The following is a 23145-nucleotide window of genomic DNA, read 5'->3' as shown; positions in this document are numbered from 1 at the left end:
TCATGGTCGTTTTTCATAATTTGAATAAATTTGTACAGAAAATACAGGGAGTAGCGTTAATTACTTCAAATTTTATTGAATAATAATGAATATTTATGCAAAAAGACTGGAAATCAGTTGATCTCCAGCCTCATGTTGTGTACATCGTTTGTGGGCAATATAGTATTGGCGTACGATAATACCGATTTTGTGCGTGCCAAATGGTCATTACCATGTGTTACTTCATCAGATAGTCCTGACATTCAGGATCTCATTCGTATTCACATTTGGCGAGTCATCGAATGTCAGCCTTCTAGCGCTTCTTTTAATTCCTCTGGCGAACGGTTCCACCAGTCTTCATTATGCGTAGACAAGAGCTTTTTCAAAGCTGCTTTGTCTTCGCTACCTAGTTCACTCAGCATAATACGGCGTTTAATCGCATAGTCCAATTTGTTGACGTGATCGGCGAGAATTTTCCAGCCTTTTTTGTCTTCTTCATTAATCCACATTTCACATGCGGTTGCTCCAGCATAACTGCCGCCTTCCGGCTGCTTGTCTACCGCTACCCAAACGACCCATACTTGACGTCCATCTACTACGTCTTCGCGATTGGCGCTGAATTTGATCCCACGCTCTACTTTACTTTTCGCATGCATCGCGCCAATATCAATACTGGCTTCGCCGCGGTCAATAATAATAGGAGAAACATTGTTGAGATTGATAGAACCAGCACCAAAACCTTTGTGTTTCGTACTCTTGGCGCTACTGCTAATAATATTTAAAGACATTGATTTTTTGGCAGGTTGTTGTTCAGGTTGTTGATTTTGATCCATGATAAAAATAACTCCTTTTCTGTTCAAGTATGAACCGATATCTTCATATGATTGATTTTACCATGATTGTAGCGGTTTGGGGTCAAAAAGCCAATTCTACGCCGCTTATGTCATATAAAGTATCAAAAAATTAAAACAAATATCGGCAAAAGTCTAAAGTTTACAAAAAAATGACCGAAAAAAAGGAAAGTAATCACGAATCATCCAGTTTGCGCGTAAACAATCATCACTTTACGCTTAAAAATGAATTTTTTTTAATAAATGTAATCCCTTTATTGGCGCGGTTTTCACCATGCCATGTCATAAAGATGACAATAATTTTCATAGAAAAACAGTTATCAAACGTTGCCAAAGTAAAAAAGCTCTGTTAGAATAAACCCAGCGAGTTTTTAGTAACAACTTTGTAAACTTTAGAAGGTTATCTTGTAACTTTTACCAGAAAAGCTGAATTTTGTCGAAAAAGTTGGATATCGTCATACGTCATACGGTGCATTAATCAAGCGTAAAGCCAAATTCCGTGGCACCGGGAAACGGGGGAACCGTTTTGGGTGAATTGATCTTGCAAGAGAGGGATCATAGGGGAAGCCTTCTACCGAATCCTTAAGCTAACCTCGTAGGCATTGGAAGGGGACAAATGATTTTGAACATGAAAAAGAAACTAACCGCCGCACTTATGGGATTCGCAATTGCATTTACTGTTATGGGGAATAGCAGTGCACATGCTGATTCTAAAATGGACCAGATCATTGATCCAGCAATGGGAACACCGTACCGCATCGGGGGAACTTCATTTAACGGTTTCGATTGCTCCGGATTCACTCAATATGTATTCGGTAAAATGAACATCGATCTACCGCGTCAATCCACATCGCAATTCCAAGTAGGCGACGCAGTAAGCAGAGACAATCTGCAAGCTGGAGACCTCGTCTTCTTCAACACGACTGGAGCAGGAGTTTCACATGTTGGAGTCATGGTAAGCAGCACGCAATTTGCACATGCTTCTACATCCAGAGGCGTACGCATCGACAACCTGAGCATGGACTACTATGCAGAACGTTATGTCGGCGCAAAACGCGTAATGAGCAACTACAGCTTTGACACGTTTGCAACCGACAATTAATATACGACTTTTATCTGTTTGATCATTTTTATTTACTAACCGTAAGAGATTCCCGCCAGAATCTTTTGCGGTTTTTTTATTTTGTTCTATACTATATAAACGAAGAAAATATTGGATTAGTTACACTTTTTCATTAAAAAGTTAAATAAGATTTTGGAACAACATCTATAATTATGTCTACTATTTATTAAACATCTCGTAATTATGGTAAACACGTTTTCCATTATTTATTTGAATTATTTTTTAATTTATACCCGTGTTTTGCGTTGTTAAATCATATGTTAAAGGAGCAATCTCTTATGCCCGTTTCCCTGACCCCACCCTTTGCAGTCACGCCAATGACGGAAGCTCATGCGGCTGATATTTGTACATGGGTATATGAGGCGCCGTACGATATTTATGGCTGGATGCCGTGGGAGCAAATGAAGCAACTGGAGGTCGAGTTTGGCGATCCGCAGCTACGTTGTCAGCAATATGCTTCTGTAATGGACGCCGATGGTGTGTTATGTGGCTTTGCTCAATTTTTCCCGCTAGAAGGTACGATCAGATTGGGGGTTGGCATGCGACCTGATCTGTGTGGTAACGGATACGGTGAACATTTTGTCCGCGTTATTACTCAGGAAGCAATCACACGTCAACCTGAAGCAGAGATTGATTTGGAAGTCCTCACCTGGAATCAGCGCGCTATTCGCACATACCAAAAGGCTGATTTTCATATTACCGATACGTATGACCGCCGCACACCAGATGGCATGAAGCCATTTTACTGTATGGTGTATGAGCAAGGTGAAGATACAGCGTAATCTGTAACCTCTATCAAGAAACTCTGTATATCGAATATCGGTAACGACATTATGATTCTCGTTCCCTTCCTAATGCCAAAAGACCAGATCGCTTAGAGAAGCATGCAGCTATCTCCCACAATCTGGTCTTTTTGATTTACCCATTTATATTCATATCACGGTCTTCATCAGATGAGCGGAACAAAGGTCATTTCCGTTTCTCCAATCAAAATATCGATTCGATGCGTATCTGCTGCATAAATGACTACTCCGCTACCAACCTGAATGGAAGGTTCAGAACCCAGCGCATAAAAAAGATCCTCTGCTAGCGCTTCCTGTACTTCCCGACGCTCATCCGGTTGCAGTCCTGCCCATTCTTCCGGCGGCATCTGAAAAAACAGATAACAATCGGGAATCAAGTCCAGTGCTGTCGTCAAATCTGTCAGTATATCCTCATACTCGCGTCCATGCTTAACGCCCATAACGAACCTCCAGTCCATCTGTCAATATTGTTACAATTGCCAACTTCTTTCCATTATAACTCAAAAAACTCTTCATAAAGCATCATATTCTGTCGATAACAAAAGTATCAGCGAATGAAGCAATGCCATCATTCCATGGAAGAGAATGATGCAGGCAATACAACATATACTCATGGACGAGGTGTATTATGCAAATTTCAACAATTCTTGGTCTGGTACTCGGGGTTCTCTCTCTAGTTGTCGGTATGATCCTCAAGGGTGCTCCCCTGGTCAGTCTGGTTAATAACCCGGCTGCTTATGTTATCATCCTCGTAGGTACAGCCGCAACGATCTTTATGGCTTTCCCGATGCCCGAAGTCAAACGTGTTCCGAAGCTGTTCGGGATCATTTTCAAAAACCAGACCCTGCTCGACAAAAAGGAACTGGTTCGTACATTCATGGATTGGGCTTCGATTACTCGCCGCGAAGGTTTGCTGGCGCTGGAGTCCAAAGTTGAAGAAATCGACAATTCCTTTCTCCGCAATGGAATGCGGATGATCATTGATGGTAATGATCAGGAGTTTGTGCAGGATGTACTGATGGAAGATATTAATGCTACCGAGGAACGTCACCGCTCTGGCGCGTTGATCTTCTCACAGGCGGGTATGTATGCTCCTACACTCGGGGTACTCGGTGCGGTTGTCGGTCTGATCGCCGCCCTTGCCGATTTGAGTGATATGGAAAAGCTCTCCCACGCGATCGCTGGTGCGTTTATCGCAACGGTTCTCGGTATCTTTACCGGTTATGTATTGTGGCATCCGATGGCCAATAAATTGAAGCGTCTGTCCAAAGCAGAAGTGGAGATTAAGCTGATGATGGTCGAAGGTTTGCTATCGATTCAATCCGGCGTATCGACCATGGCAATCAGTCAAAAACTGGCAGTGTTCCTGACTCCAACGGAAAAAATTGAGCTAGAGGGACAACAGGAAGGAGGCGGCGGCGGTGAGCAAGAAGGGTAAACGACATGAACCCCATGAGGAGCATGCCGATGAGAGCTGGTTGCTCCCCTATTCCGACTTGATGACCCTGCTGTTAGCACTCTTTATTACCCTGTTCTCCATGAGCTCGCTGGATGCTGCCAAGTTCCAACAGATGGCCAAAGCAATGAGCGCTGCCTTTACCGGCGGTAGTGGTGTACTGGATGAGAATGCGATGGCTCCAACAGAAGGTGAAGTTCCGAGCAAAAATCAACAAGACAATACCGCAGCCGCAGCTGATAATTCCGAACAAAAGTCTTCTCAGCAAAAGTTGCGCGCAGCACTGCAAAAGCAGGAACAACAAGATCTGGAGAATCTCAAACGCAAACTGGATCAGTATATCAAAGAAAACGGACTCAGCTCTCAGTTAACGACCAAGCTGAACCAGTCTGAACTGAAAGTAACAATTAGCGATAATACGCTGTTCGCTTCCGGTCAGGCAACGGTCAAAACCGATTCTCGTATGCTAGCCAAATCCTTATCCTCTATTTTACAAGCGATTCCCGATTATGATATTATCGTCTCCGGTCACACAGATAACGTACCGATCTCCAACTCCAGATATACTTCCAACTGGAATCTGAGTTCGGACCGTGCACTGAACTTTATGCAAATTCTATTGCTCAACCAGAAACTCGACCCACGTAAATTCAGTGCAATCGGCTATGGTCAGTATCATCCGATTGCCGACAACTCAACCAATGTCGGACGTGCCAAAAACCGCCGCGTTGAGGTTGCAATCGTTCGTAAATATGTAGATAGCGATGTGAATCCGACTCTTCAATCCATTGTCGGTAATGGAAGCGACACAAGTAACTAATCGTATATATGAAATGGGAACGCTATGTTCTCGTTATAACGGATGCCGATATACTCGGTATCCGTTTTTTTGCCTGTGGATTATAATTGAAATTAGCGCCTAGATTGCCTAAAATTGAGACGAAAGCCTGTGGAAAACATTTGCTACGTGCAGAAAAAGTCCCATAGCTGTCCAAATCGCGCCAGCCTATACGGTGCCTGCTCTCTCGCTATCTTCATTCCTATAAAAGTTATTCACAAAAACGATTAAAAAGTAAGTTTTCCACAACAAAACATAGTTATCCACAGTTTTGTCCACAAGCTGTTAACAACGAATATTTGTTCGATGGACAAGTGCCATATGTATCCACAATAGAAAGAAGGGTTTACCATTTCGAATACCTCCTATCAGCACTGGATGAAAGAGGCGATCCTAGAAGCGCGCAAAGCCGAAGCGCTAGGTGAAGTCCCTATCGGTGCCGTTATTGTCAAAAATAACGAAATCATCGGACGCGGCTACAATCTGCGTGAAACAACTCATGACGCTACCGCCCATGCTGAGATCATCGCCATTCGCGAAGCTAGTGAAACGCTCGGCTCATGGCGGCTGCTAGACTGTACGCTATACGTTACACTGGAGCCATGCCCGATGTGTGCCGGTGCTATCGTTCAAAGCCGTGTGCCAACCGTTGTATACGGTACAACGGATCCCAAGGCAGGCTGTGCAGGCACATTAATGAATCTGCTGCAAGAACCGCGCTTTAATCATCGTACCGAAGTATTAGAAGGAATTATGCAGGAAGAATGCGCTGCCCTACTGACTGACTTTTTCCGCGACTTGCGGGTGAAGCTGAAGCAAGCACGGCTAGAACGTCAGACAGACGTACAAACGGATTACACATAGCTGCTATAGCAAGGAGAGATACTATCATGCATATGCAATTGCACGACCAGGACAAAGGTATTTATGTCCGCCTGTTGCAGCCGGATGATGCGGAGCAATTACTACAATTGCGGCTTTCGAGTCGTGAAGATAATCAACCGTATGAGCCGCAGTACCCGGATGAATTTTTCACCTTTGCCAGCCAGCTGGATCTGATCTATCGTCGTAAGCAGGAAGCCGCTGAAGATCGTGGTTATCTGTTTGGTATTTTTTGTGACGAGGATGATGTACTCGCAGGTACGATCTCTGTTAGTCATATCGTGCGTGGAGTTGGTCAATTTGCCGATCTGGGCTATTCTCTAAGCGCTGCATACAAAGGCGCAGGCTACATGACTGCCAGCGTACGACTCGTAGTAGAGTATGCGTTTCGCTCGCTGAATCTGCATCGCATTCAAGCAGGCGTAATTCCCCATAATACGGCATCTAGACGTGTGTTGGAGAAATGTGGCTTTCAAAAGGAAGGAATTGCTCGTCAACTGGTGAAGATCAACGGTCAATGGGAAGATCATCAGATGTACGCTTTACTTGCTAACGATAGTCCTATAGAACACACTTGATTGATAAGCGAAACGACTACTACCTTGCCTCGCTGTTCACTATCCATATTCACATAAAAATAACCCCCGTTTACGCTACATAAGCGATTACGGGGGTTATTTGCGTGATATTTGCAAAACTCAGCCTTGACTGATGCACAGATTGTACAGGTTGTCATTTTCTATGATATGAGTCATCTTACTTATAAGGATTCAAGCTATAATCAATCTACAGCGAATCATACGTTTGATTGGTTATCATTCGCAATTAGTACGACGATCCCATTTCCTGTTGCAGTTGATCCATTGTGATCACATCAGCGTCAGCAGGGATACCGATTGCAAAGGTTTGTTTTTCGTTGATTTTGGAATACTGACCGCTACCTTCAAGTGCCAGCTTCACATTTTCTTTTGTATCTGGATTAGAGAATACAGCGTCCATCACCATTTTTTGATAAACAGGGAAGTCTTTATCGTTGATCGCTGTATTGATGTTGAATTGATTCAGTGTCAGATATTTATCCAGCTCATTCACCGTTTTGGAGAACTCGCTTTGGGAATCTTCGGATTGAATTTCCTTTTTCGCCTGGTCAATATCTTCTTGTGTCAGGTTCAATGCAGAACGATATTCTTCTTTGGACAATACATCCAGTACCGCAGGCAACGCCTGTTTTACAAAGATCGTTACTGCTTCTTTGGCATTGTCATTCGTTACAGCGAATTGAACCACTTGCTTCGCATCTACGCCATCTGGCAGTCCTGCATCCGCAGGTTTGATATCTTTGAAATATTTGGATTGATCGTATTTATCCAATACAGCACCGGATAGCTCTTGTGCCAGCTTCTGGCTAGTATCCGCACTGATTGGTGTATACTCTTCACCTTGCATTTGTGCCAGTTCTTTCAGATCCAGCTTCAAGAATTTGCCGACTACGTTTTGCGACAGTGGCAGCATCGGGATTTGCGGGATCTTAATATACATAGTTTCCTGAGTCAGCACGATCGGCACTTCAAAGTTCATAGAACCGCCAGCCAGTTTCAGGTTCATCGTCATTTCGGTTTGCATCGGATCAGCCTGATACACACCATTCAGTGTCAATTCCGCATTTTTCAGCGTATTGGCAATTTGAGCGCTTTCGGACGATGCTGCGCCATCAGCCGAAGTGATTGCCAGATCGTTGATTTTAAACTGGCTTGTCATTGTGTAGGAGGTCATTTTGGCAGCATTTGCTGTCGCTGTTTTTACCGCTTCTTTCGGTTCAGCTGTTTTCGTACAGCCAACCAGTGTGAGGGTGAATACCAGCAATAGTGCCAGCAAGCTCCCGGTCATCTTCTTGTTCATTGTGTTACCCCTTTCTGTGTGCAAGCATAAAATATTCTAATGATCGTTGAATCAAGCAAGAAAATAGACTCCGCATCCATGATAACCCATTTTGGCAATATTTTAAATGACACATCCAAAATTAGTTATAAATTCTTAACATTGCAGGTCAATATAACCTGCTGATTCTATCAATGAGAATCAAATAGAGCTGTTCTGCCATTTGCTAGAGTCCTACTTTTGCACATCCATGCAGGTATGCGTTGTACTGTTGTTTCTATCCTAACTATTGTACCAAACATGTACACGGGTCCGTTTAATGAATATCCCGTTTTCTGAAGCGTCCACCTTTGACATCATGAATATTGCCGACCGCCATAAAGGCATTTTCGTCAAAATGATTCACGATCTCCTTGAGCTTGGCTTCTTCCAGGCGCGTAATGACGCAAAAGATCACTTTCTTGTCTTCACCGGAAAACCCGCCTTCCCCGGATAAATAAGTAACGGTTCGTCCCAATCGGCTAATAATCGCATCTCCGATATCATGAATACGGTCGCTAATAATCCAGACCGACTTGGACTGATCCAGACCATCGATTGTAATGTCGATGACCTTGGTCGCGATATAATACGCAATAATCGAATACATTGCCCGATCCCAGCCAAATACAAAGCCAGCACCCGTCAAAATAAACAAATTGATAATCATGACAATCTCACCGACGGAAAAGATCGTACGCCGCGATAGCAAAATCGCAATAATCTCTGTCCCATCCAGCGAACCACCGGAGCGTAGCACCAAGCCAGTGCCCAGTCCTAGAAACATACCGCCAAATACAACGGCCAATACCGTTTCATTCACAAAGGCGGCAACCGGATGCAGCAACAGAGTGCCAACCGACATCACGGAGATGCCGAGCAGCGTGGATAGCGCAAACGTTTTGCCGATCTGCTTGTACCCGATTACTAGAAACGGAATGTTGATCAGAAACAGAAAGATCCCTAATTTCCAACCGGTCAAAAAGGACATGATGATCGAAATCCCTGTAATGCCGCCATCCGTTACATTGTTCGGTACAAGGAACAGCTCCAGTGCGATCGCCACCAGAACGGCGCCCAGTACGATCAACATCGTACGAATTAGCGTGCTTCGTAGAGAACGTTTGCCGTGTTCCACAGGGGTGAACGCGGCCATATCGGGAGGTTGGTGCAATGCCATGGCCTAGCCTCCTTTTCTTATGTACGTGGTAACTTTCAAAAAGGTGACAATTTTTTGTCAATTAGCAATATATTTATATTGTTATTATTACATAAATTCCCTTCATCTCCTATAAGAAACCGATCAAGCAGCAAATTTTCTTGAATATGGATGTACTTCAATACGGACCTATCTTACTGTAACCATATATGGATGCAACAAAAAAGCCGTCCCTTTCGGAACGACTTGGATCGAAAATATATGGCGGAGAGGGTGGGATTCGAACCCACGTGGAGTTGCCCCCTAACGGTTTTCAAGACCGCCCCGTTATGACCGCTTCGGTACCTCTCCAAACATTATGTTATACAATATTCGATTGAATATTGCACAACATAATTAATATATCATATCTGCGATAGCAGTACAATATTTATTTTTCTTGTTTACCGATAACCTCGACTCCGCGCATATAGGGACGCAGTGCTTCCGGTACAATGACACTACCATCTTCCTGCTGATAATTTTCCAGAATTGCAGCCACCGTACGACCGACTGCTAGACCAGATCCGTTCAGTGTATGCACAAATTCCGGCTTGCTCTTGTTATCTTTGCGATAACGGATGCTGGCACGGCGCGCCTGGAAGTCCTCAACATTGGAACAAGAGGAGATCTCACGGTACATATCGCTTTCCGGTAACCATACTTCCAGATCGTATGTTTTCGCTGCGCTAAAGCCCATATCGCCTGTGCACAATGCCAGTACACGATACGGCAGACCGAGCAGTTGCAGAATACGTTCTGCATTGGCTGTCATTTTCTCCAGCTCTTCGTAGGACGTTTCTGGCTCGACCAGCTTGATCAGCTCGACTTTGTTAAATTGATGCTGACGAATCAGACCGCGTGTATCGCGACCAGCAGCACCTGCTTCGGAACGGAAACAAGAGCTATAGGCTACATAGTGCTTCGGCAGATCTTCCTTCGACAGAATCTCTTCGCGATGGTAGTTCGTTACCGGTACTTCTGCTGTCGGGATCAGATAATAATCTGTATCGGTCAGCTTGAACAGATCCTCTTCAAACTTCGGCAATTGACCTGTACCGACCAGACTGTCGCGGTTCACGATATACGGCGGCAGAATCTCTTCATACCCGTGATCGCTACTGTGTACATCCATCATAAAGTTAATCAGCGCACGTTCCAGACGCGCACCCAAACCTTTGTAAAAGGTAAAGCGTGAACCTGTTACTTTGGCGCCTGCTTCAAAGTCCAGAATACCCAGCTCCTGCGCGATATCCCAGTGTGCTTTCGGTGTAAAGGAGAACTCGCGCGGTTCACCATTGCGGCGAATTTCCACATTGTCTTCCTCAGAAGCACCAATCGGTACACTGCTGTCTGGCAAATTCGGAATCGCCAGTGTCAGCGCATCGATTTCTGTTTCCAGCGTACGAATTTCCTCATCCAACGCTTTGATGCGATCTGATACCTGACGCATCTCCAGAATGAGTTCTTCAGCATCTTCTTTATTCTTTTTGCGCTGCGCTACCTCACCAGATACCGTATTACGGCGGTTTTTCAATTGCTCGGTTTCTTGCAGCAGCTCGCGGCGTTTCGCATCCAGCTCAGGGAAAGCAGCGATCAAATCCAGAGATTTGTTGCGATTTTCCAGTGCTTGGGCTACGCTCTCATAATCATTACGCAAGATTTTGACATCCAACATTAAGAACCCCTCCTTATAAAAATAACCTTAACTCTCAGCTCTCTTAGTCGCCGACAGACCAGCTGACGAATCAGACGCGCTATTGGTCATTTCCAACCAGATCGTCTATTTTCGTCAAGCCAGGCACTGTACCGGGCAAGCGAGAACTTGCCGCACTCCGAAAGACAATATACTCGCTCACGGAAGCTGCCAAGAGTTAAGGTCTATATTTCAATCATTATTACTACGGTTGAACGACAAGCTCATACGATAGATAAGTCATCTCGGGTTACGCACGCGCTGCCAGTGATTCCTTGACCATATCTACAAAATACTGATGCAGTCGATAATCATCGGTCAGCTCAGGATGGAACGAACAAGCCAGCAGATGCCCCTGACGTGCCGTGACAATCTCGTCCTTGTAGACGGACAGTACATCTACACCTTCGCCCACCTGTTCGATCAACGGCGCGCGGATAAACACTGCACGAATCGGCTCATCAATACCTGTGACATCCAGATCGGTTTCAAAGCTTTCTTTTTGCCGTCCAAATGCATTGCGGCATACCGTCATATCCATCAGCGACAGATGTGCCTCTTCCTGCCCGGCAATACGCTCCGCCAGTACGATCAGACCTGCGCATGTACCGAACAACGGCTTGCCCTGAGCGGAAAACTGTTGCAGCGCATCGATAAAATCATACTTGCGCATCAGCTTGCCAATCGTGGTACTTTCGCCACCCGGAATGACCAATCCGTCCAGTTCATCCAGCTCGTCTACTCGTTTCACAATAACCGCTTCCGCTCCGGCAAGCTTCAGACTGCGAATATGCTCTGCTACGGCACCTTGCAGTGCCAGTACACCGATCTTCATGGATTCATCCTTCTTTCTTACCAGCCGCGATCCTGCATGCGCTCGTCCGCAGTCAATTTGGAGATTTCGATACCTTTCATTGGCGCACCCAGATTTTTGGATACTTCAGCGATCAGTTTGTAGTCCGTGTAGTGCGTTGTTGCTTCCACAATCGCACGTGCGAATTTCTCTGGACTTTCCGATTTGAAAATACCAGAACCTACAAACACACCGTCTGCGCCCAGATGCATCATCAGAGCTGCATCAGCAGGTGTAGCTACACCGCCTGCGGCAAAGTTAACAACTGGCAATTTACCATTTTCGTGTACGCCCAACAGCAGTTCGTACGATACACCCAGAATTTTCGCTTCAGCGTACAATTCGTCTGTAGACATGCTTTGTACTTTGCGAATCTGGCTGTTAATCAGGCGCATATGACGTACCGCTTCTACGATATTACCAGTTCCCGGCTCGCCTTTGGTACGGATCATTGCTGCACCTTCACCGATCCGACGTAATGCTTCACCAAGGTCTTTGGCGCCACATACGAACGGTACAGTGAATTCACTTTTATTGATATGGAAAACTTCATCCGCAGGTGTCAGAACTTCACTCTCATCCAGATAGTCTACACCGAGGGATTCCAGTACTTTTGCTTCTACATAGTGACCGATACGGGCTTTTGCCATAACCGGGATGGAAACGACTTTCATCACTTCCTCAACAATCGTCGGGTCAGCCATACGGGCTACGCCACCAGCTGCACGAATATCAGAAGGCACGCGCTCCAGAGCCATAACCGCCGTTGCACCGGCTGCTTCAGCAACTTTCGCTTGCTCTGCATTCATGACGTCCATGATGACGCCGCCTTTTTGCATTTCCGCCATACCTCTTTTGACTCTCGATGTACCAGTTTCCATGTCCATGCCTCCTGAATTCTTTCGGTAAATCCCCTAATTTCTATGATGATGGAGATTACTGTAAAATGTGGTTCTGCTCACGGCCCAATATGCCGCTGTTGCCCTATTATTCAAGCAAACAGAGGACAGAATCTAACTCATAATTTTACATGACACCTATGCATTATACAATAGAATATTCACGTATATGACAGTATGACCGCCAGGCTAAGCCTGGCGGGTACATGGTGTAGACGAGGATGTGATTACATATAGAAGATGATTCGCTTTTAGTGAATGAATTTGCTGGATATGATCGCGTATGGATACACATATACAATCATAGAAACGTAATCATTTGCACCTATTTTACTGTTAGAACAAGTTTTTAACAGAGTTGAACAAATCGCCGAACAAATCACCGATGGAGCGGAAGAACATGCGCAACCAGCCGCCTTTTTCCACTGGCTCGGATGCAATCAGATTAACTGTTGTCACCTGATCCTGTGGGATGCTGTCGTTTTTGTACGTATACGTGATCGTTCCTAGTGCTTTTCCTGCTTCGATCGGAGCTGTACGTGCTGTTTCATCAGCTTGAGCTACTGTATAGGTTACGTTTTGCGGGTTTGTCCCTTTCGGAACGACAACATTTACAGCAGACTCAGTTACAACTGGTACTTCAGTTGCAGCACCTTTGACAACCGGAATACTAGCCAGACCAGATACTGCCGATTTCGCACCTACAATTTGTTTAACTTCAAAGTTATCAAAACCGTAGTCCAGTACTTTCTTCGTTTGAATGAAGCGTTCGGCTTCTGTCTCTGCCCCCATGACAACACTAATCAAACGCATGCCATTACGTTCAGCGGTACCAGTAAAACATTGTTTCGCTGCACTTGTGTGTCCGGTCTTCAAACCATCCAGACCTGGATAAGCATATGCTTTAAAATTGGTGATAGATGAATTAGATTCCAACATCCAGTTCCAGTTTACAACTGGGTCTTTATCTGTAGAGCGAAATTTAAACGATTGGATACTTGTTACTTCATTAAAATCCGGATGATCTTCTACAATATGACGCGCCAAAATGGCAGTATCCATCGCAGACATGATTGTTTCTTGATCCGAATCTGGACGTGTTGCTTGCGGCATGTCAGCAATACTGAGACCAGTCGAGTTAGCAAAGTATGCGGTTTTCATACCAAACTCTTTTGCTTTCTCATTCATGATTTTCACAAAATCTTTTTCTGATCCATTAGCAATATACTCTGCCAATGCTACCGTAGCATCGTTGGCAGAACCAATCGCCATTGCTTTGTATAGATCCAATACAGTATGCTTATCGCCTTCCGCTAAGAACACGCGCGAACCGATTTGTGCAGCAGCATTAGCCGATACAGTAACTTGATCATCCCATTTGATCTTACCTTGTTTCACATAATCGGAAACGATGTATTCGGTCATCATTTTTGACATACTTGCCGGCGGCAAAGCTTCATCGCTATTAATAGAAAGTAAAATTTTACCTGTGGATGCTTCCATCAGAATCGCTGATTTCACTTGCAAACCAAGTGAATCAACTGATGGAATAGACTTACTGCTGGTCGATGTCGCTTCAGTCGACTTTTGATCAGTGGATGTGGATGTACTGCTGGAAGATGCCGCCATAGCTGCGGTTGGAATAATCGTGGATAAACAAAGCATATTTACAAGCATCAGCGATGCTACACTCTTTTTAATAAGTTGACGTTTCGACTTCTTTCCTTTTTGCGTTAACCACTTGCGTTCCAATGTATTAATGCTCCCCTCAAGTCTTCACTTATGTTATTTCATGCAATACGCGGCATTATGTAGTTCCAAACGAATGCGAAAAAAGCCTGATATTACAATGACTTTCTCATTTTAGCACATGGTAGCATGCAAAAAAAGACAAGCCTGCGCAAAATCACAGGCTTGTTCAAACGTCAACTGCAAATTAACTAACAACCGAATAGAAGTTTCATACACATAGATGATCGCAATTCAACTTCAATTCGCTATACACCCTGTTTATGAATTGTTACATGTGGAACATTACTATATGCGGTCAGAAGTATATAGTTAGATCATTCATTTCGAGCAGTTATTTATGATATTATCTGACAGCGACCTATTACAGCGAGTAGTTAGGTGCTTCTTTTGTAATTTGAATATCGTGCGGATGGCTTTCGCGTAGACCTGCACCAGTGATACGAATGAATTGCGTATCATTGCGCAGCTCATCCAGATTACCTGTACCACAATAACCCATACCGGAACGCAGACCGCCGATCAACTGATGAATAGTCTCGGACAAAGGACCTTTGTAAGCTACACGTCCTTCAATACCTTCGGGAACAAGTTTCTTATCGTCATCTTGGAAATAACGATCTTTACTGCCTTGTTTCATGGCAGCCATAGAACCCATACCGCGATACACTTTGAAACGACGACCTTGATAGATTTCCGATTCGCCCGGGCTTTCTTCTGTACCTGCAAACATACTGCCCAGCATAACCGCAGAAGCGCCTGCTGCCAGAGCTTTCGTAATTTCACCGGAATATTTGATACCGCCATCAGCGATGATCGGTACGCCATATTCACGAGCTACAGTCGCGCAATCGTAGATAGCGGTAATTTGCGGTACACCGATACCAGCGATAACGCGGGTGGTACAGATGGAGCCTGGACCGATACCGACTTTCACGATAGAAGCACCAGCTTGAATAAGATCGCGTGTAGCTTCACCGGTTGCTACGTTACCTGCAATAATAGTCAGCTCAGGGAACATGCTACGCAGCTTACGAACAGCATCCAAAATGTTAATATGATGACCGTGTGCAGAATCGACAACCAGCAGATCAACACCTGCGTTAACGAGTGCTTCAGCACGTGCAAACGAATCTTGCGATACGCCAATAGCAGCACCAACAAGCAGACGACCTTGTGGATCTTTTGCTGCATTCGGGAACTGAATCGCTTTTTCGATATCTTTGATCGTGATCAAGCCTTTGAGGATATTGTTCTCATCCACCAATGGCAATTTTTCGATTTTGTGTTTTTGCAAAATGCCTTCAGCTTCTTGCAGTGTTGTACCTACAGGAGCGGTCACCAGATTTTCGCTAGTCATCACATCACTGATTGGGATGTTAAAGTCGTGAATAAAGCGCAAATCGCGGTTCGTAATAATACCAACCAGTTTATGATGCTCGTCCACTACAGGTACGCCAGAAATGCGATATTTCGCCATCACAGCCTCTGCATCGGATACCATTTTGTCTGGAGTCAGCGAGAATGGGTTCGTAATAACACCACTTTCGGAACGTTTGACACGATCCACTTCTTCTGCTTGTTGCTCCAGAGACATATTTTTATGAATAATACCGATACCGCCTTCACGCGCCATAGCGATAGCCATTGCCGCTTCCGTTACCGTATCCATACCTGCGCTGATCAAAGGTACATTCAGCTTTACATTGTTGCTCAATACAGTCGATACATCTACTTCCTTCGGCAATACTTCGGATTTACGCGGCACTAACAACACATCGTCAAATGTCAGTCCCTCTTTAGCAAACTTTGTTTCCCACACGAAGATGTTCCTCCCTTAATCTGTTTTGAAATCTGGCTTACAAACTCATCCGTTTCAATCCGCTGTCCCAAACGGGAAAAATCAAACTGCCATCCGATCATTTCCGACACTCACGGCATCTTCTTAAAAGCGAATATTTATAAGCGACTCATTGTATTAAAAGCCCCGATAATCAAGGAAAAACGACCTTGAAAATAAGTTTCTGAAAATATATTATTGCCATCTTAGCAAAGGGGTTATAGGCTGTCAAGAACGTTACAACAGAATCACATGAAGTAATCCAGACAACAAAAATTTGCCTTCCCCTTGCATACGCCTGTCCTCTCTCTAAGGACAAAACAGGAATAAAGAACACTTTCATCCTATTTATCGGCTATCGTTGTATTTTATCTAGTCGTTTTGCAAATAAGGCATGTAAACATAGCAAAAAGACAAGCATTCGTATAATGATTAATATATGTGCATGATTATTCAAGTCAAACATACCTGTTGAATAACCCTCTCTCAGAAACCCAGTTGAACTGTTTCCCCTGCCAAACGTTCAGACCCAAGCTCAGACCCAGTATTGATTATTAATCTAACATTATTTCTCAATCATTCTCTTTTGTTGTTCATTAACTTTAAATTACTCTGCGCTTTCATATTCACTCATCATAAAGCTCAACTTTTGCTCAAAACATCTTTACTTATGCTCATTACAAATCATATATTTCAACTTACTCGTAGTGCTAGTTGATTTCAATAACCGTATCATTCATGAAATGTACAACAAAAGAGAAGGAAAAACCTGACGATCTGTTTATTTCATGCTTAAGAATGCTAAGCATAGGTTTAGTTTCTAATTGGTTCTTAGTTTCATGTAATAGATTCAGTTTCTAAATTAGTTCGATTTATTTGTTATGAAATAATAGGTATTTTATATTAACTAGTACCACGGGTTTTAACTCATGAGAATATAATTCCTAAGTAACATAGATCGCTATTCGTAAACGTCAATACTCAATACTCCACCCACCACTTCTTGCTTCTTGCTTCTTGCTTCTTGCTTCTTGCTTCTTACTTCTTACTTCTTACTTCTTACTTCTTACTTCAAATATTCTACAAATCACTCAAAGTAACACAAAAAAATTCAAAAAATTAACCTTTGCTCATCCTAAGCTATGACTGCACTCAAGCTATTCAACAACCAAAAAAATCCCAAATCTTTACCAGAAAAACTGGATAAATCAAATCAGAATGGTTATTATGGTAGTCAAACCATCTTACACATCGAAAGGAGATTAATGATGAAAAAAGGAATTACCTCTTTGCTGATTGGATCTGCTTTACTGGTAGGAACAGGTACAGGTGCCCTGGCTGCCACAAATTTAGAAAAGGTTACAGCCTACTTAAACGACCAAGTAAAAGTTGAGGTCGATGGTAGTGCAGCGACTCTCAAATCGTCAGACGGCACCAAAGTTACACCACTCACATATGATGGAACTACGTATCTTCCGGTACGCGCTACAGCCGACTTGCTTGGTGCAGATGTAAAATACAACCCTACAAGTGGTACTATTCAATTCACAACAGCAACTGGCAATACGTATGGAGCTAGTAGCACAAGTGACAGTACAACGAGCAGCTCTGATAGTACTGGCATTAGCAGTACTGATAATTCGTATGATCCTGCAACAGATACGTCTGCTATTGGTAATGATACATCTGATAGCGCAACAAGCAATACGTATAGTAATACCAGTACTAGTTACTGACATCATTCCATTAACATTTCACTCCTTCAATCAAGGTATATAAGTATACTCTAAGCACATCGTATCGATTCTATCGAATCATAATGAAAATCATCCAGTCAAACAGACCGATACTTCGTCTAATAACGGATATCGGTCTGTTTTATTTGATTTACAATTTATGTCGAACTGGTTCAAAGCTACTGCTTATTATGTACTACTCCGCTCTGTTATATAACAATCATACTCACCTACAATAGATCCCCCCCAAGTACGAGACAACAAAAAAGACGTCATCCCGTGGGACAACGTCTTTCTTCTCTGTCTTGCTATTTCGCTTGGCAACGTCCTACTCTCCCAGGACCCTGCGGTCCAAGTACCATCGGCGCTGGAGGGCTTAACGGTCGTGTTCGGGATGGGTACGTGTGGAACCCCTCCGCCATCATCACCAAACGTGCAGATGTGTTCATCACCTGAAAACTGAATCCGAAACGATTCATCGCGTGTCTAGAATCTTGGATAAGCCCTCGACCGATTAGTATTGGTCAGCTCCATGCATTGCTGCACTTCCACCCCCAACCTATCAACCTCGTCGTCTTCAAGGGGTCTTACTAACTTGGGAAATCTCATCTTGAGGGGGGCTTCACGCTTAGATGCTTTCAGCGCTTATCCCGTCCGCACGTAGCTACCCAGCGATGCTCCTGGCGGAACAACTGGTACACCAGCGGTGCGTCCATCCCGGTCCTCTCGTACTAAGGACAGCTCCTCTCAAATTTCCTACGCCCACGACAGATAGGGACCGAACTGTCTCACGACGTTCTGAACCCAGCTCGCGTACCGCTTTAATGGGCGAACAGCCCAACCCTTGGGACCTACTTCAGCCCCAGGATGCGATGAGCCGACATCGAGGTGCCAAACCTCCCCGTCGATGTGGACTCTTGGGGGAGATAAGCCTGTTATCCCCAGGGTAGCTTTTATCCGTTGAGCGATGGCCCTTCCATGCGGTACCACCGGATCACTAAGCCCGACTTTCGTCCCTGCTCGACGTGTAGGTCTCGCAGTCAAGCTCCCTTTTGCCTTTGCACTCTTCGAATGATTTCCAACCATTCTGAGGGAACCTTAGGGCGCCTCCGTTACATTTTAGGAGGCGACCGCCCCAGTCAAACTGCCCACCTGACACGGTCCCCGTACCGGATCACGGTACTAGGTTAGAACTCAGATGCGATCAGGGTGGTATCCCAACGGCGCCTCCAAGGAAGCTTGCGCTCCCTCTTCCTAGGCTCCCACCTATCCTGTACAAATCGCACCCCAGTTCAATATCAAGCTGCAGTAAAGCTCCATGGGGTCTTTCCGTCTTGTCGCGGGTAACCTGCATCTTCACAGGTATTAAAATTTCACCGGATCTCTCGTTGAGACAGCGCCCAAATCGTTACGCCATTCGTGCGGGTCAGAATTTACCTGACAAGGAATTTCGCTACCTTAGGACCGTTATAGTTACGGCCGCCGTTTACTGGGGCTTCGGTTCATAGCTTCGCCCGAAGACTAACCACTCCCCTTAACCTTCCAGCACCGGGCAGGCGTCAGCCCGTATACTTCGCCTTGCGGCTTCGCACAGACCTGTGTTTTTGCTAAACAGTCGCTTGGGCCTTTTCACTGCGGCCCCCTCGTGCTATTCACACTACCGGGGCACCCCTTCTCCCGAAGTTACGGGGTCATTTTGCCGAGTTCCTTAACGAGAGTTCTTCCGCGCGCCTTAGAATTCTCTTCTCACCTACCTGTGTCGGTTTACGGTACGGGCACCTGCTTCCTGGCTAGAGGCTTTTCTTGGCAGTGTGAGATCATGACCTTCGCTACTGTACATTTCGCTCCCCATCACAGCTTGACCTTGGAGTGTGCGGATTTACCTACACACAAGTCTCACTGCTTAGACAGGCATCCATCAGCCTGCGTCACTACCCTCCTGCGTCACCCCGTTGCTCATAGCGGCTTTCGGTGGTACAGGAATTTCAACCTGTTGTCCGTCGACTACGCCTTTCGGCCTCGCCTTAGGTCCCGACTTACCCTGAGAGGACGAGCCTTCCTCAGGAACCCTTAGGTTTTCGGCGGATCAGATTCTCACTGATCTTTTCGTTACTCATACCGGCATTCTCACTTGAATGATGTCCAGCGCTCCTTGCGGTACACCTTCAATCCTCATTCAACGCTCCCCTACCCCTGATGCGATGCATCAAGCCATAGCTTCGGTGGTGTGTTTAGCCCCGTTACATTTTCGGCGCAGAGTCACTCGACCAGTGAGCTATTACGCACTCTTTCAATGGTGGCTGCTTCTAAGCCAACATCCTGGTTGTCTGGGCAACTCCACATCCTTTCCCACTTAACACACACTTCGGGACCTTAGCTGATGGTCTGGGCTGTTTCCCTTTCGACAATGGACCTTAGCACCCACTGTCTGACTCCCGGAATAAAGTCTGCGGCATTCGGAGTTTGACTGAACTTGGTAACCCTTGCGGGCCCCGCATCCAATCAGTGCTCTACCTCCGCGACTCATCTTCCGAGGCTAGCCCTAAAGCTATTTCGGGGAGAACCAGCTATCTCCGGGTTCGATTGGAATTTCTCCGCTACCCCCACCTCATCCCCGCACTTTTCAACGTGCGTGGGTTCGGACCTCCAGTACGTGTTACCGTACCTTCATCCTGGACAGGGGTAGATCACCCGGTTTCGGGTCTACGTCCACGTACTACAGTCGCCCTATTCAGACTCGCTTTCGCTGCGGCTCCGGCTTCTCACCTTAACCTTGCACGGGAACGTAACTCGCCGGTTCATTCTACAAAAGGCACGCCATCACCCCTAAAACGGGCTCTGACTTCTTGTAAGCACACGGTTTCAGGTTCTATTTCACTCCCCTTCCGGGGTCCTTTTCACCTTTCCCTCACGGTACTGCTTCACTATCGGTCGCTAGGGAGTATTTAGCCTTACCAGATGGTCCTGGCAGATTCATACGGGGTTTCACGTGCCCCGCACTACTCGGGATCCGTCTCGGAGGGAATATGCTTTCAACTACAGGGCTTTCACCTTCTACGGCGGGCCGTTCCAGACCTCTTCATCTACCATATTCCTTTGTCACTCCAAAGAGACGTCCCACAACCCCAAGAAGCAAGCTTCTTGGTTTAGGCTGTTCCGCGTTCGCTCGCCGCTACTGACGGAATCACTCTTGTTTTCTCTTCCTGAGGGTACTTAGATGTTTCAGTTCCCCTCGTCTGCCTCTGCACATCCTATGTATTCAGATGTGAGTCACTGGAGATGAATCCAGTGAGGTTTCCCCATTCGGACATCCCCGGATCAAAGCTTGCTTACAGCTCCCCGAGGCCTTATCGTTGTTCGCCACGTCCTTCGTCGGCTCCTAGCGCCTAGGCATCCACCGTGTGCTCTTACTAGCTTAACCTAGTTGGTGGTCTTCTTATGAAAAGAAGAACCTATTCATTACTCTTCGTTACCGATCCTGTTTACACAGTGTCCAGTAAGAACAGTCTTCTAAAACGCGATGTTTCGTTTCGGTATCCAGTTTTCAAGGATCAACTTGAAAGAGTGGTTGCTCTTTCAAAACTGACAACGAGTGAGTTCCAAGCCGACCGGCTTGTCCTCTTCTTGCGAAGAGGGGTTGAAGCATTTCGCTTCGTATTTGAATGTCTTCGTTGCAGAAGACGATTCTCCATAGAAAGGAGGTGATCCAGCCGCACCTTCCGATACGGCTACCTTGTTACGACTTCACCCCAATCATCTACCCCACCTTCGGCGGCTGGCTCCTTGCGGTTACCCCACCGACTTCGGGTGTTGCAAACTCTCGTGGTGTGACGGGCGGTGTGTACAAGACCCGGGAACGTATTCACCGCGGCATGCTGATCCGCGATTACTAGCAATTCCGACTTCATGCAGGCGAGTTGCAGCCTGCAATCCGAACTGAGACCGGCTTTTTAGGATTCGCTCCACCTCGCGGCTTCGCCTCCCGTTGTACCGGCCATTGTAGTACGTGTGTAGCCCAGGTCATAAGGGGCATGATGATTTGACGTCATCCCCACCTTCCTCCGGTTTGTCACCGGCAGTCTGCTTAGAGTGCCCACCATGATGTGCTGGCAACTAAGCATAAGGGTTGCGCTCGTTGCGGGACTTAACCCAACATCTCACGACACGAGCTGACGACAACCATGCACCACCTGTCTGGAATGTTCCGAAGAAAAGGTACATCTCTGTACCGGTCATTCCGATGTCAAGACCTGGTAAGGTTCTTCGCGTTGCTTCGAATTAAACCACATACTCCACTGCTTGTGCGGGTCCCCGTCAATTCCTTTGAGTTTCAGTCTTGCGACCGTACTCCCCAGGCGGAATGCTTAATGTGTTAACTTCGGCACCAAGGGTATCGAAACCCCTAACACCTAGCATTCATCGTTTACGGCGTGGACTACCAGGGTATCTAATCCTGTTTGCTCCCCACGCTTTCGCGCCTCAGCGTCAGTTACAGCCCAGAGAGTCGCCTTCGCCACTGGTGTTCCTCCACATCTCTACGCATTTCACCGCTACACGTGGAATTCCACTCTCCTCTTCTGCACTCAAGTCACCCAGTTTCCGATGCGACCCGAAGTTGAGCTTCGGGATTAAACACCAGACTTACATGACCGCCTGCGCGCGCTTTACGCCCAATAATTCCGGACAACGCTTGCCCCCTACGTATTACCGCGGCTGCTGGCACGTAGTTAGCCGGGGCTTTCTTCTCAGGTACCGTCACTTCTCTAGCAGTTACTCTAGAAAACGTTCTTCCCTGGCAACAGAGCTTTACGATCCGAAAACCTTCATCACTCACGCGGCGTTGCTCCGTCAGGCTTTCGCCCATTGCGGAAGATTCCCTACTGCTGCCTCCCGTAGGAGTCTGGGCCGTGTCTCAGTCCCAGTGTGGCCGATCACCCTCTCAGGTCGGCTACGCATCGTCGCCTTGGTGAGCCGTTACCCCACCAACTAGCTAATGCGCCGCAGGCCCATCCTTCAGTGACAGATTGCTCCGTCTTTCGTTCGTCGTCCATGCGGACATCGAACGTATCCGGTATTAGCTACCGTTTCCGGTAGTTATCCCAGGCTAAAGGGCAGGTTGCCTACGTGTTACTCACCCGTCCGCCGCTAAATCTCAAAGAAGCAAGCTTCTCATCGATTCCGCTCGACTTGCATGTATTAGGCACGCCGCCAGCGTTCGTCCTGAGCCAGGATCAAACTCTCCATAAAAGTGTTTGACTTGCTCAATTCTTGCTGGCGAGAACATTGCTGTTCTCTATTGTTTGAAGAATATAAGTTCTTCACTCA

The 23145-nt window shown here is 45.9% G+C and carries 16 protein-coding genes, 1 tRNA gene, 3 rRNA genes and 1 riboswitch; of the genes, 7 read left to right on the top strand and 13 right to left on the bottom strand.

All coding sequences use genetic code 11. The features are described 5' to 3' along the window. Positions 1-284: 284 nt before the first annotated feature. On the bottom strand, positions 285-812 hold the full coding sequence (locus tag ACDE64_RS00425; RefSeq protein WP_411348634.1) for a YwhD family protein: 528 nt from the start codon (positions 810-812) through the stop codon (positions 285-287). 496 nt (positions 813-1308) lie between these two features. Beyond that, positions 1309-1447: riboswitch (cyclic di-AMP (ydaO/yuaA leader) on the top strand. Positions 1448-1458: 11 nt separating this feature from the next. Between ACDE64_RS00425 and ACDE64_RS00420 the strand changes: the two genes are divergently transcribed. After that, a complete protein-coding gene (locus ACDE64_RS00420; RefSeq protein WP_411346652.1) occupies positions 1459-1932 on the top strand; it encodes a C40 family peptidase in 474 nt (157 codons plus the stop codon). Between the two features lie 299 nt (positions 1933-2231). Next, on the top strand, positions 2232-2735 hold the full coding sequence (locus ACDE64_RS00415; RefSeq protein WP_411348633.1) for a GNAT family N-acetyltransferase: 504 nt from the start codon (positions 2232-2234) through the stop codon (positions 2733-2735). Positions 2736-2902: 167 nt separating this feature from the next. Here the strand turns inward: ACDE64_RS00415 and ACDE64_RS00410 are convergent, their stop codons facing one another. Beyond that, the gene (locus ACDE64_RS00410; RefSeq protein ID WP_411344609.1) at positions 2903-3196 is read right to left on the bottom strand and encodes a hypothetical protein; all 294 of its coding nucleotides are present in this window, start codon (positions 3194-3196) and stop codon (positions 2903-2905) included. Positions 3197-3384: 188 nt separating this feature from the next. Here ACDE64_RS00410 and motA point away from each other — a divergent pair, with 188 nt between their 5' ends. From motA to ACDE64_RS00390, 4 genes are all read left to right on the top strand, one after another. After that, the gene (gene motA, locus ACDE64_RS00405) at positions 3385-4194 is read left to right on the top strand and encodes a flagellar motor stator protein MotA (RefSeq protein WP_411344608.1); all 810 of its coding nucleotides are present in this window, start codon (positions 3385-3387) and stop codon (positions 4192-4194) included. Then, positions 4178-5032 (top strand): flagellar motor protein MotB, encoded by an 855-nt coding sequence (gene motB / locus ACDE64_RS00400; protein WP_411344607.1) that lies wholly within the window; start codon positions 4178-4180, stop codon positions 5030-5032. The genes motA and motB overlap by 17 nt, the downstream gene beginning before the upstream one ends. A gap of 369 nt (positions 5033-5401) precedes the next feature. Then, entirely contained in the window at positions 5402-5914 is a 513-nt protein-coding gene (gene tadA, locus ACDE64_RS00395; RefSeq protein WP_411350196.1) for a tRNA adenosine(34) deaminase TadA, read from the top strand. 26 nt (positions 5915-5940) lie between these two features. Continuing rightward, on the top strand, positions 5941-6510 hold the full coding sequence (locus tag ACDE64_RS00390) for a GNAT family N-acetyltransferase (protein WP_411348632.1): 570 nt from the start codon (positions 5941-5943) through the stop codon (positions 6508-6510). 247 nt (positions 6511-6757) lie between these two features. On the opposite strand, the gene ACDE64_RS00385 is transcribed toward ACDE64_RS00390, so the two are convergent. The 8 genes from ACDE64_RS00385 to guaB form a co-directional block, all read right to left on the bottom strand. Continuing rightward, positions 6758-7831 (bottom strand): hypothetical protein, encoded by a 1074-nt coding sequence (locus ACDE64_RS00385; protein ID WP_411348631.1) that lies wholly within the window; start codon positions 7829-7831, stop codon positions 6758-6760. Positions 7832-8126: 295 nt separating this feature from the next. Then, a complete protein-coding gene (locus tag ACDE64_RS00380) occupies positions 8127-9029 on the bottom strand; it encodes a YitT family protein (protein ID WP_411344604.1) in 903 nt (300 codons plus the stop codon). Between the two features lie 241 nt (positions 9030-9270). Further along, a tRNA-Ser gene (locus ACDE64_RS00375) sits at positions 9271-9359 on the bottom strand. A gap of 79 nt (positions 9360-9438) precedes the next feature. Next, on the bottom strand, positions 9439-10725 hold the full coding sequence (serS, locus tag ACDE64_RS00370) for a serine--tRNA ligase (protein ID WP_411348630.1): 1287 nt from the start codon (positions 10723-10725) through the stop codon (positions 9439-9441). A gap of 268 nt (positions 10726-10993) precedes the next feature. After that, on the bottom strand, positions 10994-11578 hold the full coding sequence (gene pdxT / locus ACDE64_RS00365) for a pyridoxal 5'-phosphate synthase glutaminase subunit PdxT (RefSeq protein ID WP_411348629.1): 585 nt from the start codon (positions 11576-11578) through the stop codon (positions 10994-10996). 17 nt (positions 11579-11595) lie between these two features. Continuing rightward, positions 11596-12477 carry a pyridoxal 5'-phosphate synthase lyase subunit PdxS gene (gene pdxS, locus ACDE64_RS00360; protein ID WP_411344601.1) on the bottom strand — a complete coding sequence of 294 codons (882 nt, stop codon included), beginning with the start codon at positions 12475-12477 and terminating at the stop codon, positions 11596-11598. 354 nt (positions 12478-12831) lie between these two features. Continuing rightward, positions 12832-14172, bottom strand: coding sequence for a D-alanyl-D-alanine carboxypeptidase family protein (locus tag ACDE64_RS00355; RefSeq protein ID WP_411346650.1), 1341 nt, complete (start codon positions 14170-14172; stop codon positions 12832-12834). A gap of 436 nt (positions 14173-14608) precedes the next feature. Beyond that, entirely contained in the window at positions 14609-16066 is a 1458-nt protein-coding gene (guaB, locus tag ACDE64_RS00350; protein ID WP_411344600.1) for an IMP dehydrogenase, read from the bottom strand. A 1283-nt stretch (positions 16067-17349) separates the two neighbouring features. Between guaB and ACDE64_RS00345 the strand changes: the two genes are divergently transcribed. Then, complete coding sequence (locus ACDE64_RS00345; protein WP_411348628.1) at positions 17350-17820, top strand: stalk domain-containing protein; 471 nt, start codon at positions 17350-17352, stop codon at positions 17818-17820. A gap of 315 nt (positions 17821-18135) precedes the next feature. On the opposite strand, the gene rrf is transcribed toward ACDE64_RS00345, so the two are convergent. The 3 genes from rrf to ACDE64_RS00330 form a co-directional block, all read right to left on the bottom strand. Further along, positions 18136-18252, bottom strand: a 5S ribosomal RNA gene (gene rrf, locus ACDE64_RS00340). A 62-nt stretch (positions 18253-18314) separates the two neighbouring features. Further along, positions 18315-21241, bottom strand: a 23S ribosomal RNA gene (locus ACDE64_RS00335). A 273-nt stretch (positions 21242-21514) separates the two neighbouring features. Further along, positions 21515-23067 (bottom strand): 16S ribosomal RNA (locus ACDE64_RS00330). Together the 16S, 23S and 5S rRNA genes form the textbook arrangement of a ribosomal RNA operon. Between the last annotated feature and the right edge of the window lie 78 nt (positions 23068-23145).

The sequence above is a fragment of the Paenibacillus sp. WLX2291 genome, from assembly GCF_046603665.1.
In the GTDB taxonomy this organism is placed as follows: Bacteria; Bacillota; Bacilli; order Paenibacillales; family Paenibacillaceae; genus Saccharibacillus.
Note: the sequence above shows the minus strand (reverse complement) of the source record. Positions and strands in the feature narration are given on the sequence as shown.

Coding starts and splice junctions, on each gene's coding strand:
- ACDE64_RS00425 (WP_411348634.1), bottom strand. CDS start 812: ATGGATCAAAATCAACAACCTGAACAACAACCTGCCAAAAAATCAATG.
- ACDE64_RS00420 (WP_411346652.1), top strand. CDS start 1,459: ATGAAAAAGAAACTAACCGCCGCACTTATGGGATTCGCAATTGCATTT.
- ACDE64_RS00415 (WP_411348633.1), top strand. CDS start 2,232: ATGCCCGTTTCCCTGACCCCACCCTTTGCAGTCACGCCAATGACGGAA.
- ACDE64_RS00410 (WP_411344609.1), bottom strand. CDS start 3,196: ATGGGCGTTAAGCATGGACGCGAGTATGAGGATATACTGACAGATTTG.
- motA (WP_411344608.1), top strand. CDS start 3,385: ATGCAAATTTCAACAATTCTTGGTCTGGTACTCGGGGTTCTCTCTCTA.
- ACDE64_RS00390 (WP_411348632.1), top strand. CDS start 5,941: ATGCATATGCAATTGCACGACCAGGACAAAGGTATTTATGTCCGCCTG.
- ACDE64_RS00385 (WP_411348631.1), bottom strand. CDS start 7,831: ATGAACAAGAAGATGACCGGGAGCTTGCTGGCACTATTGCTGGTATTC.
- ACDE64_RS00380 (WP_411344604.1), bottom strand. CDS start 9,029: ATGGCATTGCACCAACCTCCCGATATGGCCGCGTTCACCCCTGTGGAA.
- serS (WP_411348630.1), bottom strand. CDS start 10,725: ATGTTGGATGTCAAAATCTTGCGTAATGATTATGAGAGCGTAGCCCAA.
- pdxT (WP_411348629.1), bottom strand. CDS start 11,578: ATGAAGATCGGTGTACTGGCACTGCAAGGTGCCGTAGCAGAGCATATT.
- pdxS (WP_411344601.1), bottom strand. CDS start 12,477: ATGGAAACTGGTACATCGAGAGTCAAAAGAGGTATGGCGGAAATGCAA.
- ACDE64_RS00355 (WP_411346650.1), bottom strand. CDS start 14,172: ATGCTTGTAAATATGCTTTGTTTATCCACGATTATTCCAACCGCAGCT.
- ACDE64_RS00345 (WP_411348628.1), top strand. CDS start 17,350: ATGATGAAAAAAGGAATTACCTCTTTGCTGATTGGATCTGCTTTACTG.